Annotated in this window: 28 protein-coding genes; 18 read left to right on the top strand and 10 right to left on the bottom strand. The window is 38.8% G+C overall.

The features are described from left to right. Positions 1 to 8 precede the first annotated feature (8 nt). The 8 genes from map to aspS all read left to right on the top strand — a co-directional run bounded on the left by map (position 9) and on the right by aspS (position 5,256). Positions 9 to 815 (top strand): type I methionyl aminopeptidase, encoded by an 807-nt coding sequence (gene map / locus ACSQ7D_RS10560; RefSeq protein WP_437136213.1) that lies wholly within the window; start codon positions 9 to 11, stop codon positions 813 to 815. Positions 816 to 819: 4 nt separating this feature from the next. Next, positions 820 to 1,053: a hypothetical protein gene (locus ACSQ7D_RS10555; RefSeq protein WP_437136212.1), complete on the top strand. Its 234-nt coding sequence runs from the start codon at positions 820 to 822 to the stop codon at positions 1,051 to 1,053. 19 nt (positions 1,054 to 1,072) lie between these two features. After that, positions 1,073 to 1,345 (top strand): hypothetical protein, encoded by a 273-nt coding sequence (locus tag ACSQ7D_RS10550; protein WP_288870539.1) that lies wholly within the window; start codon positions 1,073 to 1,075, stop codon positions 1,343 to 1,345. Beyond that, positions 1,308 to 1,625 carry a type II toxin-antitoxin system RelE/ParE family toxin gene (locus ACSQ7D_RS10545; RefSeq protein WP_009420594.1) on the top strand — a complete coding sequence of 106 codons (318 nt, stop codon included), beginning with the start codon at positions 1,308 to 1,310 and terminating at the stop codon, positions 1,623 to 1,625. The genes ACSQ7D_RS10550 and ACSQ7D_RS10545 overlap by 38 nt, the downstream gene beginning before the upstream one ends. Before the next feature lie 30 nt (positions 1,626 to 1,655). Then, positions 1,656 to 2,813, top strand: coding sequence for a sugar-binding protein (locus ACSQ7D_RS10540; protein ID WP_437136211.1), 1,158 nt, complete (start codon positions 1,656 to 1,658; stop codon positions 2,811 to 2,813). A gap of 139 nt (positions 2,814 to 2,952) precedes the next feature. Further along, on the top strand, positions 2,953 to 3,177 hold the full coding sequence (locus ACSQ7D_RS10535) for an antitoxin (protein WP_437136210.1): 225 nt from the start codon (positions 2,953 to 2,955) through the stop codon (positions 3,175 to 3,177). Between the two features lie 2 nt (positions 3,178 to 3,179). Continuing rightward, the gene (locus tag ACSQ7D_RS10530; protein WP_015782050.1) at positions 3,180 to 3,485 is read left to right on the top strand and encodes a type II toxin-antitoxin system YafQ family toxin; all 306 of its coding nucleotides are present in this window, start codon (positions 3,180 to 3,182) and stop codon (positions 3,483 to 3,485) included. A 22-nt stretch (positions 3,486 to 3,507) separates the two neighbouring features. Beyond that, positions 3,508 to 5,256 carry an aspartate--tRNA ligase gene (gene aspS / locus ACSQ7D_RS10525; protein ID WP_437136209.1) on the top strand — a complete coding sequence of 583 codons (1,749 nt, stop codon included), beginning with the start codon at positions 3,508 to 3,510 and terminating at the stop codon, positions 5,254 to 5,256. A 323-nt stretch (positions 5,257 to 5,579) separates the two neighbouring features. Here aspS and ACSQ7D_RS10520 read toward each other — a convergent pair whose 3' ends face one another. Continuing rightward, positions 5,580 to 6,131, bottom strand: coding sequence for a hypothetical protein (locus tag ACSQ7D_RS10520; protein ID WP_437136208.1), 552 nt, complete (start codon positions 6,129 to 6,131; stop codon positions 5,580 to 5,582). A 123-nt stretch (positions 6,132 to 6,254) separates the two neighbouring features. On the opposite strand from ACSQ7D_RS10520, the gene ACSQ7D_RS10515 reads away from it, so the two are divergent. From ACSQ7D_RS10515 to recA, 10 genes are all read left to right on the top strand, one after another. Continuing rightward, a complete protein-coding gene (locus ACSQ7D_RS10515; RefSeq protein WP_002674378.1) occupies positions 6,255 to 6,377 on the top strand; it encodes a hypothetical protein in 123 nt (40 codons plus the stop codon). 153 nt (positions 6,378 to 6,530) lie between these two features. Further along, positions 6,531 to 7,112, top strand: a complete 582-nt coding sequence (locus ACSQ7D_RS10510) for an outer membrane beta-barrel protein (protein WP_437136207.1) — start codon at positions 6,531 to 6,533, stop codon at positions 7,110 to 7,112. Between the two features lie 1,234 nt (positions 7,113 to 8,346). Further along, a complete protein-coding gene (locus tag ACSQ7D_RS10505; protein ID WP_009422379.1) occupies positions 8,347 to 8,940 on the top strand; it encodes an outer membrane beta-barrel protein in 594 nt (197 codons plus the stop codon). A gap of 126 nt (positions 8,941 to 9,066) precedes the next feature. Next, the gene (locus tag ACSQ7D_RS10500; RefSeq protein WP_437136206.1) at positions 9,067 to 11,193 is read left to right on the top strand and encodes a prolyl oligopeptidase family serine peptidase; all 2,127 of its coding nucleotides are present in this window, start codon (positions 9,067 to 9,069) and stop codon (positions 11,191 to 11,193) included. Between the two features lie 276 nt (positions 11,194 to 11,469). Beyond that, positions 11,470 to 12,846, top strand: a complete 1,377-nt coding sequence (gldK, locus tag ACSQ7D_RS10495; RefSeq protein ID WP_002674370.1) for a gliding motility lipoprotein GldK — start codon at positions 11,470 to 11,472, stop codon at positions 12,844 to 12,846. Between the two features lie 58 nt (positions 12,847 to 12,904). After that, complete coding sequence (gldL, locus tag ACSQ7D_RS10490; RefSeq protein ID WP_002674368.1) at positions 12,905 to 13,570, top strand: gliding motility protein GldL; 666 nt, start codon at positions 12,905 to 12,907, stop codon at positions 13,568 to 13,570. A gap of 36 nt (positions 13,571 to 13,606) precedes the next feature. Continuing rightward, positions 13,607 to 15,187, top strand: coding sequence for a gliding motility protein GldM (gldM, locus tag ACSQ7D_RS10485; RefSeq protein ID WP_437136205.1), 1,581 nt, complete (start codon positions 13,607 to 13,609; stop codon positions 15,185 to 15,187). Between the two features lie 14 nt (positions 15,188 to 15,201). Next, positions 15,202 to 16,101, top strand: a complete 900-nt coding sequence (gene gldN / locus ACSQ7D_RS10480) for a gliding motility protein GldN (RefSeq protein ID WP_437136204.1) — start codon at positions 15,202 to 15,204, stop codon at positions 16,099 to 16,101. A 107-nt stretch (positions 16,102 to 16,208) separates the two neighbouring features. After that, positions 16,209 to 16,535, top strand: a complete 327-nt coding sequence (locus ACSQ7D_RS10475) for a nucleotide pyrophosphohydrolase (protein WP_009422344.1) — start codon at positions 16,209 to 16,211, stop codon at positions 16,533 to 16,535. A 68-nt stretch (positions 16,536 to 16,603) separates the two neighbouring features. After that, positions 16,604 to 17,773, top strand: coding sequence for a recombinase RecA (recA, locus tag ACSQ7D_RS10470; protein WP_437136203.1), 1,170 nt, complete (start codon positions 16,604 to 16,606; stop codon positions 17,771 to 17,773). Between the two features lie 74 nt (positions 17,774 to 17,847). On the opposite strand, the gene ACSQ7D_RS10465 is transcribed toward recA, so the two are convergent. The 9 genes from ACSQ7D_RS10465 to ACSQ7D_RS10425 all read right to left on the bottom strand — a co-directional run. Continuing rightward, on the bottom strand, positions 17,848 to 18,513 hold the full coding sequence (locus ACSQ7D_RS10465; protein WP_437136202.1) for a DUF4377 domain-containing protein: 666 nt from the start codon (positions 18,511 to 18,513) through the stop codon (positions 17,848 to 17,850). A gap of 65 nt (positions 18,514 to 18,578) precedes the next feature. After that, positions 18,579 to 19,073 (bottom strand): TlpA family protein disulfide reductase, encoded by a 495-nt coding sequence (locus ACSQ7D_RS10460; protein ID WP_009418499.1) that lies wholly within the window; start codon positions 19,071 to 19,073, stop codon positions 18,579 to 18,581. A gap of 108 nt (positions 19,074 to 19,181) precedes the next feature. Further along, a complete protein-coding gene (gene cysD, locus ACSQ7D_RS10455; RefSeq protein WP_002674358.1) occupies positions 19,182 to 20,081 on the bottom strand; it encodes a sulfate adenylyltransferase subunit CysD in 900 nt (299 codons plus the stop codon). Between the two features lie 5 nt (positions 20,082 to 20,086). After that, entirely contained in the window at positions 20,087 to 20,395 is a 309-nt protein-coding gene (locus tag ACSQ7D_RS10450; protein WP_437136201.1) for a type II toxin-antitoxin system RelE/ParE family toxin, read from the bottom strand. After that, positions 20,385 to 20,621: a hypothetical protein gene (locus ACSQ7D_RS10445; RefSeq protein WP_009420581.1), complete on the bottom strand. Its 237-nt coding sequence runs from the start codon at positions 20,619 to 20,621 to the stop codon at positions 20,385 to 20,387. Before ACSQ7D_RS10445 ends, ACSQ7D_RS10450 begins: the two co-directional genes overlap by 11 nt. A gap of 5 nt (positions 20,622 to 20,626) precedes the next feature. Further along, a complete protein-coding gene (locus ACSQ7D_RS10440; RefSeq protein WP_009420580.1) occupies positions 20,627 to 21,055 on the bottom strand; it encodes an energy transducer TonB in 429 nt (142 codons plus the stop codon). Positions 21,056 to 21,866: 811 nt separating this feature from the next. Next, positions 21,867 to 24,185: a TonB-dependent receptor domain-containing protein gene (locus tag ACSQ7D_RS10435; RefSeq protein WP_437136200.1), complete on the bottom strand. Its 2,319-nt coding sequence runs from the start codon at positions 24,183 to 24,185 to the stop codon at positions 21,867 to 21,869. A 322-nt stretch (positions 24,186 to 24,507) separates the two neighbouring features. After that, positions 24,508 to 25,458 carry a PhoH family protein gene (locus tag ACSQ7D_RS10430; protein WP_437136199.1) on the bottom strand — a complete coding sequence of 317 codons (951 nt, stop codon included), beginning with the start codon at positions 25,456 to 25,458 and terminating at the stop codon, positions 24,508 to 24,510. Positions 25,459 to 25,739: 281 nt separating this feature from the next. After that, the coding region (locus tag ACSQ7D_RS10425) for an integrase core domain-containing protein (RefSeq protein WP_437136224.1) at positions 25,740 to 25,893 on the bottom strand (154 nt) is incomplete at its 5' end.

Here is a 25,893-nt window from a genome sequence, read left to right as displayed (position 1 = left end):
AATTACAAATGATTCACATTAGAACAGCCGAAGAAATAGAACTACTACACCAAGCAGCCCAAGTAGTATCACGTACTTTGGGCATAATGGCTAAAGAAGTAAAACCAGGGGTAACCACCCTATATTTAGATAAAATCGCCGAAGAGTACATCCGCAGTCAAGGGGCTATCCCAGGATTTTTAGGTTTGTATGGCTTCCCTAATACCCTATGTATGAGTCCTAATGCGCAAGTAGTACACGGTATTCCTAACGACCGTCCACTACAAGAAGGCGACATCATCTCGATAGACTGTGGGGCACTGAAAAACGGTTACTATGGCGACCACGCTTATACTTTTGAAGTAGGCGAAGTAGCCCCCGAAGTAAAAGAACTATTGCGGGTAACGAAAGAATCGTTGTATATAGGTATCCGTCAGTTTCGTGCAGGCAACCGTGTAGGTGATGTAGGGCACGCTATACAACAACACTGTGAGGCACACGGTTATGGAGTAGTACGCGAACTCGTCGGTCACGGCGTAGGACGCAAAATGCACGAAGACCCCGAAATGCCCAACTACGGCAAACGCGGTAATGGTAAAAAATTCAAAGACGGAATGGTCGTGGCTATAGAGCCTATGATTAATATGGGCACCAAGAGCATACGCCAACTCAAAGACGGTTGGACAATCCTCACCGCCGACGGTAAGCCTTCAGCCCACTTTGAACACGATGTAGCCCTCATCGACGGCAAACCCCGATTGCTTTCCACCTTCAAGTACATATACGAAGCCTTAGGCATTAAAAGCAATGAGGAGGACGAATTTTTGCTTAATTAGATGAATGAACACCTTTATTTTCAATATCTCTGACAATTCTGAATCTTACGTAAAGGTTTCAGAAGCTGAACTACATTCTATAGATGAAGGCTTAGAAGAGGCAAAAAAAGGTGTCTTTATTCCTCATAATGAGGTAATGAAAAAGATTACGAGAACTCATATAGAAAGAAGCCTAAGAGAAAAAACCTTTGTCTATATATTCTTACTAAAGAACTTGAAGTATATCAAAAATAATTGAATTTAAAAATACTAAAATTATGAGTACACTTATTATTAAACCACCTAAACATCTCTCATTGGAAAAGGCTAAAGCTGCTCTTGAAAATTTAGATTTTGAGATTGTTACTAATGAATACACTGAACCTTATGCAAAGGTTTCAGAAGCTGAACTACGTTCTATAGATGAAGGCTTAGAAGAGGCAAAAAAAGGTGTCTTTGTTCCTCATAATGAAGTAATGAAAGGATTACGAGAACTCATAGAGAATTGGAAAAATGGAAGATCTAACGATTATTTGGTTGCCAAAAGCTAAAATTCAATTGTATGATATTTCGCTGTATTGGTTAGAAAAAACTCAATCAGAAAGTTATATTCTAAAATTAGAAGCTGAAATAGCTAAAATTTGTGAAATGCTTGAGTATAATCCAAGAATAGGAACAATAGTAGATAATAGAAAGGATGTAAGAAGAGTAATTGTACTTCGTAATTTTTCAATTTTTTACCAAATTATAGAACAAAAACAAGTGATTGAAATTATATCTTTTTGGGATAACAGAAATAACCCCGAGAAGTTAAATCTCAATAGAATATAAAAATAAATGAATTATTTAAAAATATCAACAATGAAAAAAGCCTTATTTTTAGTAGCTACTGCCGTCCTTACTTTGGCTTCTTGCGGAAAAAGCGACGACAACCCAACAACTCCTGATAACCCTAATACCCCAATACCTAATAACCCTGAACCCCCTAAAACTACTGTGGTAAAGAGGATTAAAGAGGTAAAGATTACCTATTTAGATAGAAAAAAGAATTCTAATGATGACCCAATCTATTTTCTAAATGGGGAACCTAAATTTATTTATACTTTAAAAAATGGAGTCTTTTCTTATGAATATGATGCTCAGGGGCGCATTTCAAAATACACTTCTAATAAGGGAGGTGAACAAGTAACCTATGAATTTAGTTATCCTCAAGGAAAAATTATAGCAAATAGTGGAAAACAAAATTTTGAATTCCCTTTAGATGAGAAAGGTTACTTAAAAGAGACTGGCGGACATAATTATTTCAGCTATGACGAAAAAGGTCAGTTGTCTAAAATTAATAATAGTAAATTTATTTGGAAAGATGGCAACCTAACTGCTGAAACTTATACCTCTACTTCTTGGGAAGGAACAAAAGAAAATCGAGAAATGAAATTTTCTTACTATCCTAACGAAAATAAGAATCACTTTTTTATTTTCAACAACGAAGAAAGAGATGAAATAGATGTCTATACCACCTATTTTTATTTGCTAAATGCACTTCCGGTAGGTGTCCCTACTAAAAATCTTTTGGAGTCTATCTCTAAATCTTATACGTATAAAAAGGAAAATGTATCGTATGCCACACTTATAAAATTTACTTATACCTACGATAAAGACGGCTATGTAAGTCGTATAGTAGAAAATCGTTCTGGTGATGATGACGGAATAGGTATAGGAGGTAGTTTATCAATGGAACGATTAGAACCCTTAATTGCTAAAATAAAAGCAGGTACTGTCAAAAATATGACTTACAAAGAGTTCACTAATGCCAATGGCACTTATAAGTTTAGCATCACCCATAAAGAGCACATCACCAAAGATTCTAAAGGCAACCCCATTGATGTAAAATACGAGCAAGAGGGAGTTTATACCTTTTCTTATAAAGAAGAGAATGGTAAGAGAAAGTATTTAGATGGTAAAGAAATAAAATTTACCAAACAAGACGCCTCTACTATTTACGAAATCAGCTATTATTAATATGAATCAAGAGTTGAAAAATAATAATCTCTGATTAACAGAATGTTATCGCTTTTGCATCGCATTTCCCCTTTGAAGGAAGTCAGCGAGCAGGCGTATAGAAGAGTATCAAAAGTAAAAACCTTAAAAATTGAATATTATGTGTCTATTAGTTTATCCTAAAACTCAAAATCAAATCAATATACTAACTACTCTATTCAAAGAAATGAACATTGATTTTGAATACAATCCCCCTCAAGAAGAGAGCTATATCCCTAATGATCTTACTCTACAAGCTATGAAAGAAGCCGAAACTATGGCTAAAGAAAAAAACAAAAAGAGCTATGCAACAGTAGAGGAATTAATAGAATCTCTTAAAAACTAACTATGGAAGAAGAAACATTTAAATATGAAATATACTATACAGGACTTTTTAAAAAGGATTTTAAAAAATTCCTTAATGATGAGACCAAAGTAAAGAAGATTACTGACACTATCACATTGTTAAAAAAAGGAGGAGTTGAGGCTCTACCTGATTATATGAGACCCCACAAACTTACAGGTAATTATAAAGGTCATTTAGAATGTCATATCCTACCTGATTTATTGATAATTTGGTTGCAATATGATGAGGAACAAAATGAAATTTACTTGGTAAGAGTGGGTTCCCACTCTGAATTATTTAAGAAATAGCACTAATTCATAATTAAAATAAATGTACAGAACGCATACTTGTGGAGAGCTACGACTCTCACACGAAAAACAACAAGTAACCCTTAGCGGATGGGTACAACGTGTCCGCAACAAGGGATTTATGATTTGGGTAGACCTACGCGACCGCTATGGCATCACCCAGCTTATTTTTGACGAAGAACGCACTGATAAAACAGTCTTCGAGCAGGCGAAAACCCTCTCACGCGAGGACGTGATTCAAATTCAAGGTACTGTGATCAAGCGCGAGGCTACCAACGCAAATATCCCTACGGGAGAGGTGGAAATCCTCGTTACAGCGCTCACCTTGCTCAACCATTCCGAACTCCCTCCTTTTACCATTGAAGATAATACCGATGGCGGTGAAGACCTCCGTATGAAGTACCGCTATCTCGATATACGCCGTACCCCTGTACGCGATAACCTTATTTTCCGCCACAAAGTGGGGATAATGGTGCGCAACTATCTATCCGAACAAGGCTTTATAGAGGTAGAAACCCCTGTACTTATCAAATCAACACCCGAAGGCGCTCGTGACTTTGTAGTGCCTAGCCGTATGAACCCAGGTGAGTTCTACGCACTTCCACAATCACCACAAACCTTTAAGCAGTTGCTAATGGTAGGCGGATTAGACAAGTACTTCCAAATCGTAAAGTGCTTCCGTGATGAAGACCTCCGCGCCGACCGCCAGCCAGAGTTTACTCAAATAGACTGTGAAATGTCGTTTGTAGAACAAGAGGACATTATCCAGACCTTTGAAGGATTGGCAAAACACCTCCTCAAAGAACTCAAAGGCTTAGATTTTGGGGCTTTCCCTCGTATGACGTATGCCGAGGCGATGAAAACTTATGGCAACGACAAACCCGATATCCGTTTCGGTATGAAATTCGGCGAACTCAACGACCTCGCTCAACACCGCGATTTCAAGGTATTCAACGAAGCCGAATTAGTAGTAGGTATTGCCGTTCCTGGTGCCAACAACTACACCCGCAAAGAGATTGATGCTTTAGTAGAATGGGTAAAACGTCCGCAAGTAGGCGCTTCCGGAATGGTATATGTAAAATGTAATGAAGATGGTAGCTTCAAATCATCAGTAGATAAATTTTATAACGAGGACGACCTCAAGGCGTGGGCAAAGCGCACAGGCGCCCAAGCAGGCGACCTTATCTGTATCCTTTCAGGCAAGGCAAACAAAGTACGTGGGCAACTCAGCGCCCTCCGTATGGAACTCGCTGAGCGTCTCGGCTTGCGCAAACCCGATGAATATGCTCCTCTATGGGTGGTAGATTTTCCTCTTTTGGAGTGGAGCGAAGAGGAAGAACGTTTCTTTGCAATGCACCACCCTTTCACCTCGCCTAAACCTGAGGATATTCCGTTACTTGATACCGACCCAGGTGCCGTACGTGCCAATGCTTATGACCTCGTGCTCAACGGTAATGAAGTAGGCGGTGGTTCTATACGTATCTTCAACCAAGAGTTGCAAGCCAAGATGTTTCAGCTATTAGGCTTTACCCCTGAGCAGGCACAAACACAATTTGGCTTCTTGATGAACGCCTTCCGATACGGCGCTCCTCCTCACGGTGGTTTGGCTTTTGGCTTCGACCGATTGGTGGCACTGCTCGGCGGACAAGAAACCATACGCGACTTTATCGCTTTCCCTAAAAACAACAGCGGTCGCGATGTGATGATTGATGCCCCTTCGCCTATTGATGAGGCGCAATTGAAAGAACTAAGCATTCAATTAGTAAATTAACGTGAGTTTGACGTAAAAAAATATAGCTTACGCTACAGAAATCTTACAAATCTTTGAAAAATCAGACAAATAAACAGCTTTGCTGTTTTAAATGTCTCGCACAGATTTCACGGATTTCACAGATTTAACACAGATGATTCTTTTGTAAAACATCATTGTTCCACGGATTGCTCAGCTTTAGCTGAGGAATTTCACGGAACAGTAATGAAAAAACAAATAAAACAATATTGTACATATCAAACTGACGTTAAAATAGTAAATAAAAGGCTGTCACAAAGTAAAATTTGCGACAGCCTTTGTTGTTTTTTAACTTAAAAATATCTTTACTCCTCTTTTTCCTCTATCGTTAGAATAGATAAAGGATTGTTAAGACCAAATCGCTTGGTCTTATGGATAGTTCTTAGATCATACAATGCGTTTTTGTGCATAGAAGAACCTTGATGAAATCCCTTACGAAAGTTAGGGTTAGCTTCCAAATTCTTATACAACTTCTTATAAAGAGACTTAGCCGAGACGTCCATTAGTTTGGTAATGAGAATCATCCGCAAGTAAATACACTCTATAATGTCTTCCGTTTCTCTTCCTCCTGTACCTTCTATAACATAAGGCAGTATATCTTGATCATAAATACATTTTTCAGTATCTATGGTAACATCAGGGCTAGAGACAATGATAAACTGACGGTAGGTAAAACCCTCTATCCCTTCAAGCATTATCGAGGAGATAGCACTTTCATTCTCTCGAGTGATAAGAATTTGCCTATATCCTCCCTTACCATCTCCTACCTCTATATAGAATGAGGCTCGGCACTTGTCCAATATATCTTTAGCATTTGCGTAAAACTCTTGTGCAGAGGTTAATATCCAGTGTTGCATATTTTTGATATCTATTTACTTATTTGGCAAAAATACAACTTATTCTTGAATTTACTAACTATACTTTTGTCCTTCTCTTTATAAAAACACTATCTTTGTCCTTTCTTTAAAAACCACTCACCTATGGGATACTATATGTTTGCTTACGGAGTAAAAACTCCAGAGATAAAAGCTGTTTTTGGCTCTAAAAGCGAAACTGAGGAAGAAGAGACAAAGGCTATAGTTATGAACATATTATGGGACTAAAAGAGAACATCGATTTTTGTCTTGAAAACGAATTAGATATGGTAGCTTTTTGCCATTAGTGAAAAGTGAAAAAGCATTTTTTTCGTAATTCGTATTTTGTAATTCGTAATTATTTTGTATCTTTGCCTTAATTAAAAACAAAAAATGAACAGTATGAAAAGAATTTTATTAGTGGTAGCTGTTGTTTTTGCAACTGTTACCTACGCACAAACTGGAAAAGGAAACTGGATGGTAGGTGCCGATTTAGGTCTTTCATTTCAATCTAAAAACTTAGTAGTGAAAAATGACCAAGTTACAGAATTAGATCAAACAGTAACTACTTTTAAAATCACACCTAACTTTAATTACTTTGTGGTTCATAATTTAGCAGTAGGTTTAGGAGTGAGTTATGAACATTCAAAAGATAAAAGGGGAGATAATTGGGAATACAAATCGAATACCCTTACAATTGCCCCTAATGTGCATTACTATTTTCCTACAGGTGGAAGTTTAGCACCTTTCGTGGGAGCAAAAATAGGTTTTGCAAGCAGAGAAAACCAACCGGGCACTAATGGTGAGTGGAATGGTTTAGTAGTAGGAGGTAAAGCAGGCTTGGCTTACTTTGTAAACCGAGGTGCTGCTCTTACAGCCTATGCAGAGTATGACCATTTTTCTTTAAAAAATACAGATAACAGTAAACGCAAAGCAAAAGAGGGTGTTTTGGGTGTAGGTATAGGAGTAGCTTTGTTCTTCTAAGTAGGAAATCCTTCATAATTATATAAGTATGGGGTGTTTTAAAAAGTAGTGATATTTTTTAAGACACCTCTTTTTTAGTTGATATAATAAAAGTGTAGCTTACGCTACAGAAAGTCTTTCAATTGACAATTGATAATTGACAATTGACAAATGTGATGGGCACGGATGGGCAACTTCGTTGCTGGATTTACACAGGTTGTAATACAAACATGATTGTAAATCAGTGTTGTAGATTTTGAACGGGTGTTAATTAAGGTGAGTTGGGAGTAATAAAAGTGTAGCTTACGCTACAGAAATCTTACAAATCTCAAAAAAACAAACAAATAAACTTTAAATGTCTCGCACAGATTTCACGGATTGCACGGATATTTTTTCAATTGATAATTGACAATTGACAAATGTGATGGGCACGAATGGGCAACTACGTTGCTGGATTTACACAGGTTGTAATACAAACGTGATTGTGAATCGGTGTTGTAGATTTTGAATAGCTGTTAATTAAGGTGGGTTGGGTGTAATAAAAGTGTAGCTTACGCTACAGAAAGTCTTTCAATTGACAATTGATAACTGACAATTGACAAATGTGATGGGCACGGATGGGCAACTTCGTTGCTGGATTTACACAGGTTGTAATACAAACGTGATTGTGAATCGGTGTTGTAGATTTTGAACGGGTGTTAATTAAGGTGAGTTGGGAGTAATAAAAGTGTAGCTTACGCTACAGAAATCTTACAAATCTCAAAAAAAACAAACAAATAAACTTTAAATGTCTCGCACAGATTTCACGGATTTCACGGATAGTTTTCAATTGATAATTGACAATTGACAAATGTGATGGGCACGGATGGGCAACTTCGTTGCTGGATTTACACGGATTGCGATGCAAACGTAATTGTAAATCAGTGGTGTATATTTTTAATAGGCGTTAAATAAACTTTAAATGGAACTACAGTGGGTTTTCAGTGGCTCTACAGTGGGTCTACAGTGGGTCTACAGTGGGTCTACAGTGGCTCTACAATAAAGGTTAATTAAATTATAATTGAATATTAATAGAGTTTATAGTGCTACTATCTCCTAATGTCACACGTTTTGCAGCTTAGACTTCTTGGACAGGGGTGGACACACGGGTAGCCGTAGCACGACGACAAAGCGAAAAATTTCTTTAAAAAAATTTGCACATTCAAAAATAAGTAGTACCTTTGCCTTATTAATAACAATAAAAATATAGAATTGTATGAAAAAATTTTTATTAATCGTAGCAGTTGCTTTTGCAAGCGCTACATACGCACAAACTGAAAAAGGAAACTGGATGGTAGGCTCTGACTTGGCTCTTTCATTTAACTCTGTTAAAGAAACACCTCGTTATGACGGAACATCAGGTAATGTACAAACGCAAAATACATTTAAGTTTGTACCTAATTTAAATTATTTTGTAATTAATAATTTAGCAGTAGGTTTAGGTTTAGAGTACCAAAGTACTACTACCAAAGTAAAACCTGTAGCAGGTTCAGAAACAAAGGGAACAACTTCTGCGTTTGTTATAGCTCCTAATGCACATTATTATTTTCCTATCGGTGGCAACTTAGCACCTTTTGTAGGAGCAAAAGTAGGATATGCTTGGGCTTCAGCAGGAGATAATAATAGTGATAAAGAAAGAGGATTGGCATTAGGAGTAAAAGGAGGTATGGCTTACTTTGTAAACCAAGGTGCTGCTCTTACAGGTTATGTAGGTTATGACTATATGAACTTGAAGAACAAACAAGACAATAAAGCAGAAACGAGAATAGGCAACTTCGGTGTTGGTATCGGGGTAGCTTTGTTCTTCTAAGCTGAGAGATTTTATAACTAAATTAAGAATATGGGGTGTTTTAAAAATAGCAATATTTTTAGGCACCCTTTTTTATAGATAAAAGCGAACCTATATTTTTAAAAGACATTACTAATAATTTATAATATGAAACATTCCTTATTCTCCGCAACGCTACTTCTTTTAGTAGCCTGCAACCAAAACCCTAACAACACTAACGACGAAAAGATGAACTATCCTCAAACACGTATGGATAATACCGTCGATACTTACTTCGGCACTCAGGTATCCGACCCTTACCGTTGGCTCGAAGATGACCGTTCTGCTGAAACCGCTCAGTGGGTAAAAGCCCAAAACGATTTTACGTTTGGTTATCTCTCCAAAATACCTTATCGACAAGCAATAAAAGAGAAACTCGAGAAACTCTGGAACTATGAGAAACTGAGCGCTCCTTTTACCGAAGGCGATTATACCTATTATTACAAGAACGACGGCTTACAAAACCAATCGGTGCTCTATCGCAAAGATAAAGGAGGCAAAGAAGAAATTTTCTTAAATCCGAATACTTTTTCTAAGGACGGAACAACTTCATTAGGAGACGTTGCTTTCTCCGAAGATGGTTCGTTAGTAGCTTATCTCATCTCAGAAGGCGGTAGCGACTGGCGTAAAGGGATAGTGCTTGATGCGAAAACTAAAAAGAGAATAGGAGATACCTTAGTAGATATAAAATTTAGTAGTATCGCGTGGAAAGACAATGAAGGCTTCTTCTATTCCAGCTACGACAAACCCAAAGGGAGTGAGCTATCAGCAAAAACCGACCAGCACAAACTTTATTATCACAAACTCGGCACATCTCAAAAGAGTGATAAGCTCATTTTTGGTGGCACACCAGCCGAGAAATATCGTTATGTGTCGGGCACAGTATCCAATGACGGGAAATATCTGTTCATTTCGGTTGCCAATGCGACCTCAGGTAATAAACTATTTGTAAAAGATTTATCTAATCCTAAATCTTCTTTGGTAACTATTACCAACAACTTCGATGGAGATACAGGATTTGTAAATAACCAAGGCACAACCCTCTTTTTAGAAACCAACCTGAATGCGCCTAACGGTCGCTTAGTGAAAGTAGACTTTAAAAATCCACAGCCAGAGCATTGGCAAGATGTTATCCCTGAAACCAAGAATGTGCTCAGTATTACTACCGCAGGCAAATACCTGTTTGCCAAATATATGGTAGATGCTCTTTCTCAGGTAAAACAATACGACTACGAGGGGAAACTCATTCGCGAAGTGAAGCTTCCCAGTATAGGTAGTGCGGGAGGTTTTTATGCTAAAAAAGATGAAACACACACCTATTTTAGTTTCACCAATTACGCATATCCTACCCAAATATACAAAATGGATTTGGCAACAGGAGCTACTGAACTCTATTGGAAGCCCGCTATTGCTTTCGATGCCACTCACTACGAATCTAAGCAAGTGTTTTATACCTCTAAAGACGGCACTAAAATACCAATGATGATTACCTATAAAAAAGGAATCAAACTCAACGGTAAAAATCCTACCTTATTATATGGATATGGAGGGTTCAACATCAGTTTGATGCCTACATTCGGTGTTGCCAATGCGGTGTGGTTAGAACTCGGGGGGGTATATGCTGTTCCTAACTTACGTGGAGGAGGTGAATATGGTAAACAATGGCACGATGCAGGCACTAAGATGCAAAAGCAAAACGTGTTCGACGATTTTATAGCAGCTGCTGAATATCTTATAAAAGAGAAATACACCTCTCCCCAATACCTTGCTATCAGAGGAGGCTCTAACGGAGGACTCTTGGTAGGTGCTACAATGTTACAACGCCCCGACCTGTTTAAGGTAGCTTTACCCGCAGTAGGTGTACTCGATATGTTGCGTTATCACACTTTTACTGCAGGAGCAGGGTGGGCTTATGATTATGGCACATCTGATGATAGCAAAGAAATGTTTGAATACTTAAAAGCCTATTCACCCTTACACAATGTAAAACAAGGAGTAGCTTATCCTGCTACCCTCATAACAACAGGAGACCACGACGATAGAGTAGTACCTGCTCACAGTTTTAAATTTGCTGCGGAATTGCAAGCAAAACAAACGGGCAACAACCCTATTCTTATACGAATAGAGACCAATGCAGGACACGGAGCAGGGACACCAGTGAGCAAAACTATAGAGCAAAACGCCGATTTGCAAGCATTCACTCTTTGGAATATGGGGATTAAAACACTCCGGTAAAGAGTAGGGGAGAGGAAAAAGAAAAATAGCTTCGTAACAATATTACACAGCTTTTTATACTATTTAGTAGCCAAAAGTGTTTACAAAAGAAGTATTAAATAGGGTAAAAAGTAAACTCATTCTTTTACTTTTTTTTTACATTTCAAGGGGTAAAAGGGGTTAAAATGTAAAAATAGTGTTAAAGTTTGTAGGTTATTGAAAAATATTGTTGAATAAATTTTGTGTGTATAAAATAAATGCGTACGTTTGCGCCCTAATTAAATGTGAATTTAAACAATGTTTATGGCAAGAAGAATATTTGTAATGCTACTTGTACTATTAGTACTAGCTGCGTGTAAGCGTGGCGGTGGCGACAGCAAAGGAGAGCTTGTAGGTGTTAAGGGGAAGAGCTGGAAACAGCCTGCTCCTTACGGTATGACGCTTATTCCGAGTGGTTCTTTCATTATGGGTAGTTCCGATGATGATAAAACTGCGAGTTTTAACGCACCAGTGAAAACTGTGAGCGTGGGGTCGTTCTATATGGACGAAACCGAAATCACAAATAGTGAGTATCGCCAGTTCGTGAATTGGGTTCGCGATTCAATTATCCGTACTCAGTTAGCTGAAATGGCGGAACAAACCGGTCAGACCCAAGGCAGTGGAGGTATCGGTGAATACGCATACTTAGATGCGAACACCGAGAAGATGAATGCTTATCAGCAGTATCTTCAAAACACATATGGCGACCAAAAAGCACGAAAATTGAACAAGAAAGTAGCACTTATTTGGGACACTAATAAATTCCCAGATGAATACTACTCGGAAGTAATGGACAAAATGTATTTGCCCGAAGAAGAAGCTTACAATGGCAAACGCATTATGGACGTTCAGAAGTTCGAGTTTAAATATCAATGGCTTGATATGGATAAAGCCGCTCGTACTCGCGGTAACCGTAAAGACTTCATTAAAGAGGAAATCGTGAAAGTATATCCTGATACTACTGTATGGATTCGCGACTTCAACTATTCTTATAACGAGCCAATGCACAACGACTATTTTTGGCACGAAGCCTATGGCGACTATCCTGTGGTAGGCGTTAGCTGGATTCAAGCCAAAGCCTTCTGTGAATGGCGTACTCTTAACAAAAACTCTTATCAAAAATCAAAAGGTGATTACACAGTAAACTCTTTCCGTTTGCCAATTGAATCGGAATGGGAATACGCAGCACGTGGTGGTCTGCCAGGAGGTACTTATCCTTGGGGAGGTCCTTATACCTATGATGATAGAGCTTGTTTCCTTGCAAACTTTAAACCAATGCGTGGTGACTATGCTGTTGATAATGCACTCTATACCGTAGAAGCTAAGTCGTACGAACCTAATGGTTACAACCTTTACAATATGGCAGGTAACGTATCAGAATGGACAAACACCTCATATGACCCCAATTCATATGAATATATGTCTACTATGAATCCTAACGTACTTGATGACAAAAATCACCGTAAAGTAATACGTGGAGGTTCTTGGAAGGACGTTGCCTTTATGTTGCAAGTAAATACCCGTGATTATGAGTACCAAGACTCAGCCCGTAGTTATATAGGGTTCCGTACCGTACAAGATTTTATGGGTATCAGCGACAAACAACAAGCTAAATCAGCAAGAGGATACAGATAGAATTAAAAGAAAAATCAAACAAATTAACTAATAAATTTAACAAATAAAAAAAAGTCTTATGGCAGGAAGTAGATCAACAAAGAAATTGTTTAATATGGTTTATGGTATAGGTGCCTCAGTTGTAATTATCGGTGCCTTAGCCAAAATTTTGCACGTGGATATCTTAGGTATCAGCGGTGGCGTATTGTTAGCAGTAGGGATGGGAACAGAAGCATTCGTCTTCTTCTTCTCAGCTTTTGAACCAATAGATGAAGAGTTCGATTGGTCATTGGTTTATCCTGAGCTAAAAGGAGGTGCTCCATCAGGACGCCAAGGAGCTTTGGCTTTACAGTCAGGAGAAGATAAGATTCTTAGAGAATCATTATCACAAAAATTAGATGGTATTTTAGCAGAGGCTCGTATCGATGCGAATATGATGCGTTCATTAGGAAGATCTATTGAAAACTTTGCAGAAGCAAGTAAAGAAATCGCTCCAGTGGCTAATACGATGGTGGCTACTCACAAATATGGTGAAGAGCTTTCAGCAGCAGCATCAAATTTAGAGTCATTAAACAGCCTTTACAAATTACAATTAGAAAGAACAGAAAGACAAGTATCTGCACAAGCAGGTGTTGTTGATAACTTAGATTCATTAAATCAGCAAATGCTTACGTTTAAAGACAACTTAAGATCTTTGAACACTATCTATGGAGGAATGTTATCTGCAATGGGCGGCGCACGATAAGAGTAATTATTTATTAACTTATTAAAAAAATAGCTTATGGCAGGTGGAAAATTAAGTCCAAGACAGAAGATGATTAACCTGATGTACTTAGTATTCCTTGCGATGATCGCATTGAATATGGGCAAGCAAGTACTAGATGCATTCGGGTTAGTGAATCAAAAGTTTGAATCATCAAACAAAAGAGCTAATGAAGGCACATCTAATGCTTTAGCCGAATTAGCAAATAAAGCAAATGAGAATCAAGCTCAATATGGTGAGATATATGAACAATCCAAACAAATAAAGGAACTATCAGATGGATTGTACAGCTATATCCAAGATATTAAAACCAAAGTAGAAGATGTAATTGGTCAAAAAGACATTCCTGTAAATCAAAGAAACTATCAGGCAATGGATCAGTCAGATTTTACTGACAATTATTTCTTTGCTGAGGGAGCACAAGCTAAAGCTCACGCAAGTGAATTCATTGAAAAAATGAAAACCTATCGTGAAGGAGTATTAAAAGTATTGGGAGATAATCCAGCTTATAAAGCTTTAGCCGATAAAGTAAAAGCAAACTTTAATACTGACGACGTAAAAGATAGAGAAGGTAGAACTGTAAAATGGTTACACTTTAACTTTGAAGGGTTCCCTTATATTGCAACTTTGGCAAAATTCTCAATGATGCAGTCAGACATCTTAACTATTCAACAAGAATTTTTTGATAGTGCTTTGGCAGGTAGCTTGAAATCACAAGTTTCAATGACTAACTATACAACTTTACTTGAGCAAAGTAAAGGGGCGTATTACCAAGGTGAGAAATTCGATGGTTCTATCGTATTGGGTAGAAAAGACGCTACTACACGTCCTAATGAAGTAGACATTGCTATCGATGGTAGAAAGTTAGGAACAAGTGAATACACTATTGAAGATGGTCGTGTGAAATTAAACATTTCAGCAGGTAATACAGGTGATCACAAAATCACAGGTAACTTGTACTTCGACCAAGACGGAAAACGTATTGCTGTGCCTGTAGCACAATCTTTCTCTGTGATTCCTAAACCAAACTCAGCCGTTATTTCAGCTGATAAGATGAACGTAGTGTATCGTGGTGTTGCTAACCCTATCACTATTTCTATGCCTGGTGTACCTGATAACAAAATTTCAGCATCAGCACCTGGTTTATCTAAAGCGAGTGGTAGTGGTGCTTGGGTAATGCGTCCAGGGCAAGGCAGAGAAGTTACTATTCACGTAACAGGTGAGCTTGCAGGACAAAAATTCAGCTCTTCTAAAATGTTCCGTATTAAAAATATCCCACGTGCTGTAACCAGCTTGGGCGGACAAATAGGAAATGCTAAATTACCAAAAGCAAACGTATCTGTAATGCCAGTGATGGCTGTTTTGGAAGACTTCGACTTCGACTTGAAACTACAAGTAAACGAATTTAAAGTGTTCATTCCAGGACAACCAAGTGTATACGTGAAAGGTAGCAGAATGAACGAACAAGCAAGAGCAGCTGTTCTAAGAGCTAAACGTGGTGATAAAATTCAGATATTTGACGTGAAAGCAAGTATCATCGGTAACTCTGAGCTCAGATTGCCTCCTGTATCACCAATCGTAGTTGAAATAACAAACTAAGACAAACCATTATTATGCACGTAAAAAATATAATATTATTATTGCTTTCAGTATTTGCATTTCAGCTCTCCAAAGCTCAGGTAAACATCTTAAACGCAAAAGTAGCAAGCGAAATAGGTGTTAAATCTGAAGCGCGAATAGAAGCTGATAATGACAAACCACTACCTTATGGCTATGTGGACGACCGCGATATCCTTTGGTCAGTAGAGGTATGGGAAGTAATCGACCTCAACGAAAGAGCTAACTTTCCTCTCCTTTTCCCTACTGATACCTTGGAAATAGATGCTTATCGTCGCTCATTGTATGATGTACTTTTGAAGAACATCAAGAATGGCAAAATTCAAGACATCTATGTAGATTCTTATTTTACTCAAACAAAAACAGCTGAGTCAATAGAAGCATCACTATCAAAAGTAGATACTTTAGATGTAGGCTATGAGCAACTTAACGCAGGTGAGGCTCTTTCTCCTGAATATGTAACTCATAGAAACTTAGAGTCTGCAGATATCGCTCAGTACCACATCAGAGGTATTTGGTATTTCGACAAACGCCAAGGTGAATTAAAATATCGTTTGCTCGCGTTAGCTCCTGTAGCTCCCGACGTAAACTTTATAGATTCTGATGACTCTACTATGTCGGCATTAGTACCTCTATTCTGGGTATTCTATCCTCAAGTACGCGATATTTTGCACGAAGCGAAAACCTTTAATAGGAAGAATGATGCTCGTCCTGTGTCTTTCGACCACGTTTTAAATGCACGAATGTTCAGTTCCGTGATATTTAAAGAAGCGAATGTATACGGCGACAGAAAAATCAAGGACTACCTCCCTGATAATGCACTCTTCCAATTGTTAGAAGCTGACAAAATTAAAGAGAAAATTCGCGACAGAGAGCAAGATATGTGGACAAACTAATTTTAAATTCACAGAAATATATTCTTTAAACTGCTTTGAAAGAGCGTTGCTATCAAAAGCAATGCTCTTTTAAAGCAGTTTTTTAATAGAAAATAAATTTGTAAACTATGGATATCAAGAATGCACAATTAGCAGTTGATAATTGGATTAGAGAACACGGTGTTCGCTATTTTAATGAACTTACCAATATGGCACAACTCACTGAGGAAGTAGGAGAGGTTGCCCGTATTATTGCTCGCCGTTATGGAGAACAGTCCGAGAAAGAAAGTGATAAAAACAAAGATTTAGGCGAGGAACTCGCTGATGTAGTATTTGTAGTACTTTGTTTAGCCAATCAAACAGGGATTGACTTGCAAGAGGCTTTCGATAAGAAGATGCTAAAAAAAACACAACGTGACCACGACCGTCATCACAATAATGAAAAACTAAAATAATTATGCTATATTATTGTATTTATCATTTGATTTTGTATCTTTGCCCTATTAAAACAATCTAGTATAAAATGGCTAAAACAACAAAAGATAACAAGGAAATGAGTGTAGAAGAGGCTAAAAAACAAGCTCTAAAACTCACCTTAGAAAAATTAGACAAAACCTATGGCAAAGGAACTGTACGTGCCTTAGGCGATAATCCTGTCGAAGACGTAGAAGTTTACTCTACCGGTTCTATCGGGCTCGATGCTGCTTTAGGCGTAGGTGGATATCCTAAAGGGCGCGTAATCGAAATTTATGGGCCTGAATCTTCTGGTAAAACCACCCTTACACTGCACGCTATCGCCGAAGTACAAAAAGCTAAAGGGACAGCAGCTTTTATCGATGCTGAACACGCTTTCGACCCTGTTTACGCACAACGCTTAGGTGTAGATGTTAAAAATCTATTGATTACTCAGCCTGACAGTGGCGAACAAGCTCTTGAAATTGCTGATGCTCTTATTCGTTCCAATGCAGTAGACCTCGTAGTAATCGACTCGGTGGCAGCACTTACTCCCAAAGGTGAGATTGATGGCGAAATGGGAGACTCTAAAATGGGGCTTCACGCCCGACTAATGTCTCAGGCTTTACGCAAAATCACCGGTAGTATTAGCAAAGCAAAATGTATCGTTATTTTCATCAATCAGTTGCGTGATAAAATAGGTATTACTTTTGGAAACCCCGAAACAACAACAGGGGGTAATGCACTTAAATTTTATGCCTCTGTGCGTATAGATATCCGTAAAGACGGAGGACCTCAAGGAAGCGCTGCTATTAAGGACAGCAATGGCGAAATCATCGGTAATAAAACCAAGGTGAAAATAGTTAAAAACAAAGTAGCATCGCCTTTTAAAACCGCTACTTTCGATATTATGTTTGGCTTAGGTATCTCTAAGTCTGCTGAACTTCTTGAGTTAGGCGTTGAGGCTGATATCGTAGATAAAAGCGGTGCTTTTTATAGCTATAAAGGCACCCGATTAGGTCAAGGACGTGATGCCTCTATTGCAATGCTTAACGACAATCCAGAAATAGCTGAACAAATAGAAGTAGAACTACGCGAATGGCTTAAACATAATGAACTCTCTTCTAATCCTAAAAAAGGTAAAAAGAGTACTAAGGCTAAAGATAAAAAGGTAGTAGAACCCGAGTATTCTGAAGAGGAATACGATGAAGCCGAAAACTATGACGAAGAAGATGATTAGTTAAACACCAATATAATTGAGAAAGGCTGTGCACAGCGTTCTGCACAGCCTTTCTTTTTTAATAATTGAAACAACTATTTCTTTGCAAAAGTAAGGAGTACGCCTCCTTGTTCATCGGTAAGCAACAGTTGGTCTCCTTTTAGTTGGTATTGTCTTACCTTTTGCATAGCCATACCAAAAGCATCAGCAACCTCCATTTTTTCTACACAAAGCATTAGTGTAGAAGCTAAATCACCAAAAACAAGTTCTTTATCGGTGAGGGTTTTAATACTTCCCATAAAGGTATTACAGCTGTCAGAGCCGTTCACCTTCATTTCACTGATATTAAGTTTTAATGTAGGCTGTGCCTCAGGGGTGATAACCATTTCTCCCATACTCACCAGTTTCCATTCGCCTTGCAAATCAAACCGAGAGTCTTTCACCTTTTCTATTTCGCGCACCAAAGTATAAGCAATATTTGGTGCACCGGCGGAGACGTCTTTCAGCGGTTTTTCGCTTACTTCTATCTTCTTAAAGTAGCCTTCTTCAAAGGTAAAACCTTCAATAGGAGCACAAAAAGCCTCCCATTGTGCTTTACTTAAATTATCGCCTTTGTACACTTGCAAGCATTGCATTTTGCCAGCTCCTGCACTGCTTTCTACCTGGGAGCTATTTACCCAATATACCGCTTGGGTACTGGTAGAGCAACTCCCCAATCCTATTGCTACGCTCAGTAGCATCATAAACTTGATTTTCTTCATTGCAAATATTTTATATATTTTTTTAACGTCAATTCGATATAACAAAAACGCCCGTCGCGTTGCGACTATTTGATGTATTTCTTCAGCGTTTTCATTAAATCATTAGCTCTTAGGTTATCTCCTTGCGACAATAAGTTTCCTTCCGGGTCTATGAGAAAAGGCGCAGGGATACTCGTTACCCCATATTTCTCAGCGGTTTTGCCATCGTTGTCCCACACATTATGCCACACCATTCCTTCTATTTTGATAGCGTCCTGCCAAGCGTCTTTATCCTTAGGTCTATCTATCGATACTGATAGAATTACAAAATTCTTCCCTTTGAACTCTTTATACGCTTGTTTGAGGTATTTGTTTTCCTTCTTGCAAGGCATACACCACGAAGCCCAAAAGTCTACTAGCACATATTTACCACGTAATGAAGATAACGCTAACTTTTCACCATTAGGCTGTGGTAAGTTAATTTCAGGTACAAGGTTATGGCGTTGCAACGCTTGTGCAAAGGATTCCGCAGTTGCCAAAAAGAAAAGTGCTAAGGCTGTAAATAAAAATCTTTTTCTCATTCGTAATCTTGTTTTTTAGTTATTGTCTTTGGTCATACAAAAACCTGACCAAAGTCGTAGCACGACAAGTAATTCTTCATATCAGAATTAACCACTAACTACTAATCATTAAAAATATCCTCCTTTTTTACGGTCTTCCATCGCCGCTTCCGTTACTTTGTCGTCTATGCGGGTCTCACCGCGTTCCGAAATACGCGAAGCAGTAATCTCATTCACCACCTCTTCAAGAGTCGCTGCATTGCTCTCTACGGCAGCAGTACAGGTCATATCACCTACCGTGCGATAGCGCACACGCTTGTTTAGGATAGTATCGTTTTCATCTATCTGGATAAAAGGCGACACTGCAATAAGTCTACCTTCGTACTCAATCACCTCGCGATTGTGCGCAAAATAGATAGAAGGAAGTGCTATTTTCTCTTGCTGAATATAATTCCACACGTCTAATTCCGTCCAGTTCGAAATAGGAAACACCCGCACGTTTTCGCCTTTCTGTATCCGACCGTTGTAGATGTTCCACAGCTCCGGACGTTGCAACTTAGGGTCCCACTGACCAAATTCGTCTCTTACTGAAAAAAAGCGCTCTTTGGCACGTGCTTTCTCTTCATCTCTACGCGCCCCTCCTATGCAGGCGTCGAAGTGAAACTCCTCAATAGTGTCCAATAAAGTGTGCGTTTGCAACCAGTTACGAGAAGCAAATTTACCTTTGGGCTCGGTAAGTCCTTTCGCTTTAATAGTGTCTTCTACTTGTCGCACAATCAGTTCCGCACCTATGCGTTTAGCAAGGGCATCGCGATATTCAAGAGCTTCGGGGAAGTTATGACCCGTGTCGATATGTACCAAAGGGAAAGGAATCTTCATAGGAGCAAAGGCTTTCATCGCCAGGTGCACCAAGGTAATAGAGTCCTTACCACCACTAAAAAGCAAAGCAGGGCGCTCAAACTGCGCCGCTACTTCCCGCATTATGTAAATACTTTCAGCTTCTAATTGTTTTAAATGTTCTTTATTCACGATTGTTATTCTTTATATCTTACTTTTCTGCTTGTATGCAGAATATTTATCACTGTTATTGTTGTTGTTTTTCTTTTAGGCGTAACTTTTATCACATAATAAATCCCATAAGGGAATACTTTGGTAAAACACACTCTGATTTCCCTATATTTTTTAGTAAACATATAAGGATAATCTTTTATGTATTCAAAACATTTATCTATCTCTTGGAAGAAGCGATTAGCTAATTTTTCATCAATATCAGTATAATAATCTAATATCTTTGATAGATTTTTTTCAGCTCTTTTTCCTACTCTAAATGTGTCAGAAGCCATATTTCTGTTTGAATTTTAGTTTTAAAACCTCCCAGTCTTCTGCTTCACCAGTTTCTTCAAATTCTTTTAAGCTTTCATCTAAAATCTCTTTATGCCATTCTGGAATCTCTTGAGTATTACTTAAATCAGCCTTCTCAAAACGCCATTCATTATAGGTTTCCATAGGAATAACAGCTAAAATGTCATTCCCTTCAGAATCTTTTATGTATTGTGCAGTTGTGTTCATAATTACTAATCTTTTAATCTGAAATTAATAGGATACTTATAATAGCAATCCACAGTCTCCCCTTTGATATTCTTAGCTGGATATATAGGCGGAAAGTTTTTAAACAAGTCTATAGCTGCCTTTTCCAATATAGGGTCGCCTCCTTCAGCCCCTTTAATTTTTAGAACCCCTTGCTTATCAATCACTATGTCAAGCACCACTTGCCCTTGTACGCCCCATTTCAGAGCTTTCTCAGGATATTCGAAGTGCATTACTACCCAATAGTCCAAACATTCTTTCACCGTCCTATCTACCATTTTTCTTGCTGAGGTATCAAATATACTACAATAAGGAAGCTTTACGGGTATTAATAAAGCGTCTTCTTTTTCTTGTGCTTGTACACTCAAACAACCTATTAACAAGGATAGTACGGTGAGTAAATATATTGTTTTCATCAGTCTCGCTCATTTTGTTCCACATAGTCATCAACAGGTGATGAGAGACATCGCTTGTGCTCCCACTCCTCGAGAAAATGCTGATAATAGTAACGTTAGCAAAGATAGTATTATGATAACTAACGTAACTTAGAAAGCACAAAGGTAGTACATTTTTTTTGATTTCAAAAATATACTACCTTTTAACAATCGTTTTCTTGCTCTTTTTCCCTTTTCCCGTCGCTACATTCCCCCCTTTGGACGAAATCCACATCGTCACTCTTCATTCGTCATTCGTCATTTCTTCCCTTTTCCGTCATACTCCCCCTATTGCCTATGGTCTAAGGTCTAGTGCCTCTTCTCTTTTCTTTCGCCTCGAAACCCCGTTTTTCCCATTTTTAACCCTGTTGTATTATACTATGAGTCAATCACTTATATACCCTTTCTATACCAATCGTCCAAGATTCGTATAAGCTTCCTATAAGCTCTCTATAAGCTAACCCCACCCTGCTTATACTCTTTTTTCATCAAAAGACCTCTTAGTCTCCTTTTGAAAATTTCCGTTTCCTTCCGAATTCTCCTAACAGTCCCAACACATCGCTTTTTCTCATTTCCTAATTTACTCATTTTCTAATTTTCTAATTTTTCCCCGCCTGTGTGGCTCGCACCTTTGGTAAAGTTGAATAAACTGACAATACCTCTGCTGGTTTACAAGGCGTAGCCTTGATTTTGTTTAAAATTTGTTTGATTTCTGAGGCACAGCCTCATTCCTCTAATACAACCTCACACCCATTTTCTCATTCTCTAATTTCCTCATTCTCTAATTTTCTAATTACAAGCGGTTTTTCTCTTCTTCTCCCGCACCTTGTCCTTTATACTTGCTTTGGGTGGTGTTGAAATTGTAACTCAGTCCTACTTTAAAACTTATATTGCTGTAATTCTGAGCAGTACTATTGCTGATGTACGAATTTTGTACACGTGTGTGTTCATTGAGACCGTTAAAAGGGTCAGAAGCTATGGCATACACCGTAAGCGATTGGTGGAAGAACATACGGGCAACCCCTACGAATATTCCACTCATATCCTTGTAGGCGTAGACTTCTCGGTTTGAACCTTTGTTCATATAAATAAACATCGCCAAGATTAACCAATTTTCAGTAGGAGTAATTTGGTTCATCATTTCTACCATAAACCTACCTTCATTGGTGTAAAACACATTGTTAGCAAAAGGTTTTTTATAAGTAAGGGTAAGTTTAGGCATCCATTTACCTATTTGGGTTTGAGCATTGAGTACACATTTCAGTTCGCTAAAATCATCGTAATTGCGAAGGGTTTTCTCAACGGCATCGGGATTGATGCTTGAGAGTTGGTAATCGGAATAAATACCCTTGTGAATATTCGAATAACTTACCGAAGCCGAAATAGGACCATAAGTAGCCAAGGCATTCCATTCATCAGTAAGCTGAGGCACAATATATGGGTTTCCGCGATTGTACAAGAAAGGAGAACTATAAGTGTTGTAGTCGCTGAGCTCATAAAAAGCCGGACGTTTAATTTTTCGTGCATAACTAAAGGTCAGTTGAGTTTTATCCCAAGGGAATGCGATAGAAATATTGGGCAACCAATCGCGATAGGTCTTGCTTTTTACGGGGCTTTTTTGTCCGTTTTCGTAATAACCAAAGTCGGCGTACTCGTAGCGCGTACCGAGTTTCAAATTCACCTTTTTGATAGGGTAAGAGAAACTCACAAAACCAGCCGAACGCGTTTCGGTATTCTTAATATCCGAAGCCGAAAGCACATTATCGGTATAGTCCTCAGTGCGATGCAGGTCGCTTGCTTCTACGCCATAGTTTATAGCGCCCTTACCAAGGGTTTGCAAGAAAGTAGTTTTGAGTCCCCACCAATCGGAAGCAGCGTCGGAATGGGTGTGCACATTGCGAGAGGTTGCGCTAAGGAGGTTGCGCTCCACAACATCGGAAGTGTTATCGGAACGCTGACCGATATAATCTACATCGGTTTGCAGTTTCAGTTTGTCAGTAATTTTGCCTTCGTAATAGGCATTAATGCCTAACTTTTTATCTTGGCTAAAGCGGTCGTATTCATTGAGCCCTTTGGCGGTAAGGAGGTTATTTTTGAAGGTAGTGGTCTCTTGGGTGCTAAACCTGTGTCCTACCCAAGGTTCTACACTCCCTCTCACACTTGCGCCTATGGAATGTTTGTCCGAAATCTCGTGAGCTACCCCTATTTTAGCATTTATTCCTTTGGCATTACTTTCGTTAGTTTCGTCGCTCGTCACGCGCCAATCATTGCTTTGGGTATGTACTTGCAAATCCTGATAGAGGTCGGCATTTTTCTTGTTGAAGTTGTTGAAGTTGCCAATGGTAGTAAACCAGTCGGTTTTACCTTTGCGGTAGTTCAGGTTAAGCCAAGTAGTTATCATAGCACCTTTTTTTAACACATAGTTTTCATTTTCAACCGACCCACTCAATCCATCGCCTTGTTTCTTTTTCAGTTTGATATAGATTACCGCACCCACCGTATTGTCGTGTTCCGCACCAGGTTGGGTTTCCAGCTCTATGCTCTCAATATCTTTGGGCAATAGCTGATAAATTTCATCAAGGTTGCGCACTCTGCGGTTATCGATGTAGAAGATAGGATTGCCTTTGCCAAACACCTCAAAGCCCCCGCCCGTGTAGGAGGTGCTTACCCCAGGCAAGAAGTTGATAAGCAATTCGGCTTTGGGAAGGTTCTGCAAGGTCGATTGTGCCACATTGGTACTGATGCGCGTACCCTTCTGTTCTAATATCGGGCGATGAGCTGTTACCACTACTTCTCCTAACTGATTGGTGGCAGGAGTCAAAACAATAGTGCCCAAGTTGCTCCCTGAGGGAGTGAATACCACCGTTTGATATTCCAAATGCGTAATTTTGATAACCACCTTTTTACCCTCAGTAGCATTGGGTAGTTCAAAAACTCCTCGCTGATTGCTTATTGCCCCTTTTACGAGGGTAGAGTCGGGGAGAGTCATTAGGAGCACATTGGCAGCACTCACTGGTTTTTTTTCAGTATTCAACAAGGTTCCTTTAAAAGAAGATTGTGCAAAGCCATTTACCGTTACTGCTAATAGCAGTGATAGAATAATCTTTTTCATTGTTTATATGGTTTATGGTTATTAAATGTAAACTAATTAATTTCACGGCGCAAAGATATAATAAATAAAAGTATTATGCAATACAAAGTACCATAAAAATAGCGTTATGATATCATTATTTTTCCATTACGCTGATTATCAATTATCTTTCCTTGATTATTTTTTAAAGAAGAGAGCTAATATCTTTCACTTTCTGCTCTATAAACGAAGATTATTCAAAAAGGTTGGAATAAGAAGTAAAAAACTTTGCCAAAGGTAGTAACACGACAAGCTACTTCAAACTTCAAAGTTTATACTGCAAAAAATGCTTGTCGTGTTACGTCTATTCGTTGTTTTCTATGGTTTTATAGGCTTCTATGATGTTGCGTACCAGTGGGTGACGCACAACATCTCTGTCGTCTAAGTGGAGGAATGCGATACCTTGTACTTTTTGGAGGATAAGCATCGCTTCTTTGAGTCCGGAAGATACTTTGCGAGGAAGGTCTATTTGTCCAGGGTCGCCGGTAATCATAAACTTGGCATTGCGCCCCATACGGGTGAGGAACATCTTCATCTGGGCGTGAGTGGTGTTCTGTGCCTCGTCAAGGATTACAAAAGCGTTGTCTAAGGTGCGCCCGCGCATAAAGGCAAGGGGGGCAATCTCTATGATTCCTGCCTCAATAAAGGCGTTGAGTTTTTCGTGGGGAATCATATCGCGCAAAGCATCGTAGAGAGGTTGCATATACGGGTCGAGCTTCTCTTTGAGGTCACCAGGAAGAAAACCGAGGTTCTCGCCTGCTTCTACCGCCGGACGAGTGAGGATAATCCTACGCACTTGTTTTTCTTTAAGAGCTTTTACGGCTAAGGCAACGCCCACATAGGTCTTACCCGTACCCGCAGGACCAACGGCAAATACCATATCGTTTTTATGCATCAGCTCTACTAATTTTACCTGATTTGGGGTTTGCGGACGTATGATTTTGCCATTCACGCCGTGCACAATGATGTCCTCTTCGCGCACTTTTTCGCTCTTCTCAGTATTAGTAGCCGAAAGAATACTATCGATAGTGCGCTCGTCTAAGCGATTGTATTTCGCGCAATAGGCGATGAGCTTTTCCATTTGTTTCTGAAAATCTTTTAGCAAATGTTCTTCGCCAAAGGCAATAAGTTTAGACCCCCGTGCTACGATTTTCAGCTTCGGGAAGAGCGTTTTAATGTATTTGATATTATTTTCGTCTTCGCCACAAAACACTTGGGCGCTCACGTCAGTAAGTTCTAAGTTTAATTCGTTCACTTTATTTAGTTATCAGTTAAGAGGTATGAGTTAAAAGTTTTGGCAAAGATATGAAAAAATTGTCAATTAGCCAATTTGTTAATAAGCAAATCACTCGTTAGATAAGTCTGTCCCCTCTGCCCTGTCCGACAGCTCTCCCTAAGTCTCTCTCTAATTTACTAATTCTCTAATTTACTAATTTTCCCTTTTCCGTCGCTACATTCCCCCTTTTCGGTCACTACTGTCACGTCCTAAAAAAGGTTGTCATAATTAATTATTGTTTTATTAGTCAAATTTTCTTATTAAGCTACCTTTTGAAAGTACACCTGATCAGGAGTTTTTAAGTTCAATGCATAGTGAGGACGTTTTTGATTATATGTCTTTATAGCCGAGCATACCGCACTAAGAGCTTGTTGTTCAGTATTAAAAGTAACTCCTAAATTAAACTCTTGCTTG

The sequence above is a fragment of the Capnocytophaga sp. G1920 genome, from assembly GCF_051417515.1.
The sequence above is the reverse complement of the archived record's forward strand: the minus strand, read 5'-3'. Positions and strand labels throughout refer to the sequence as shown.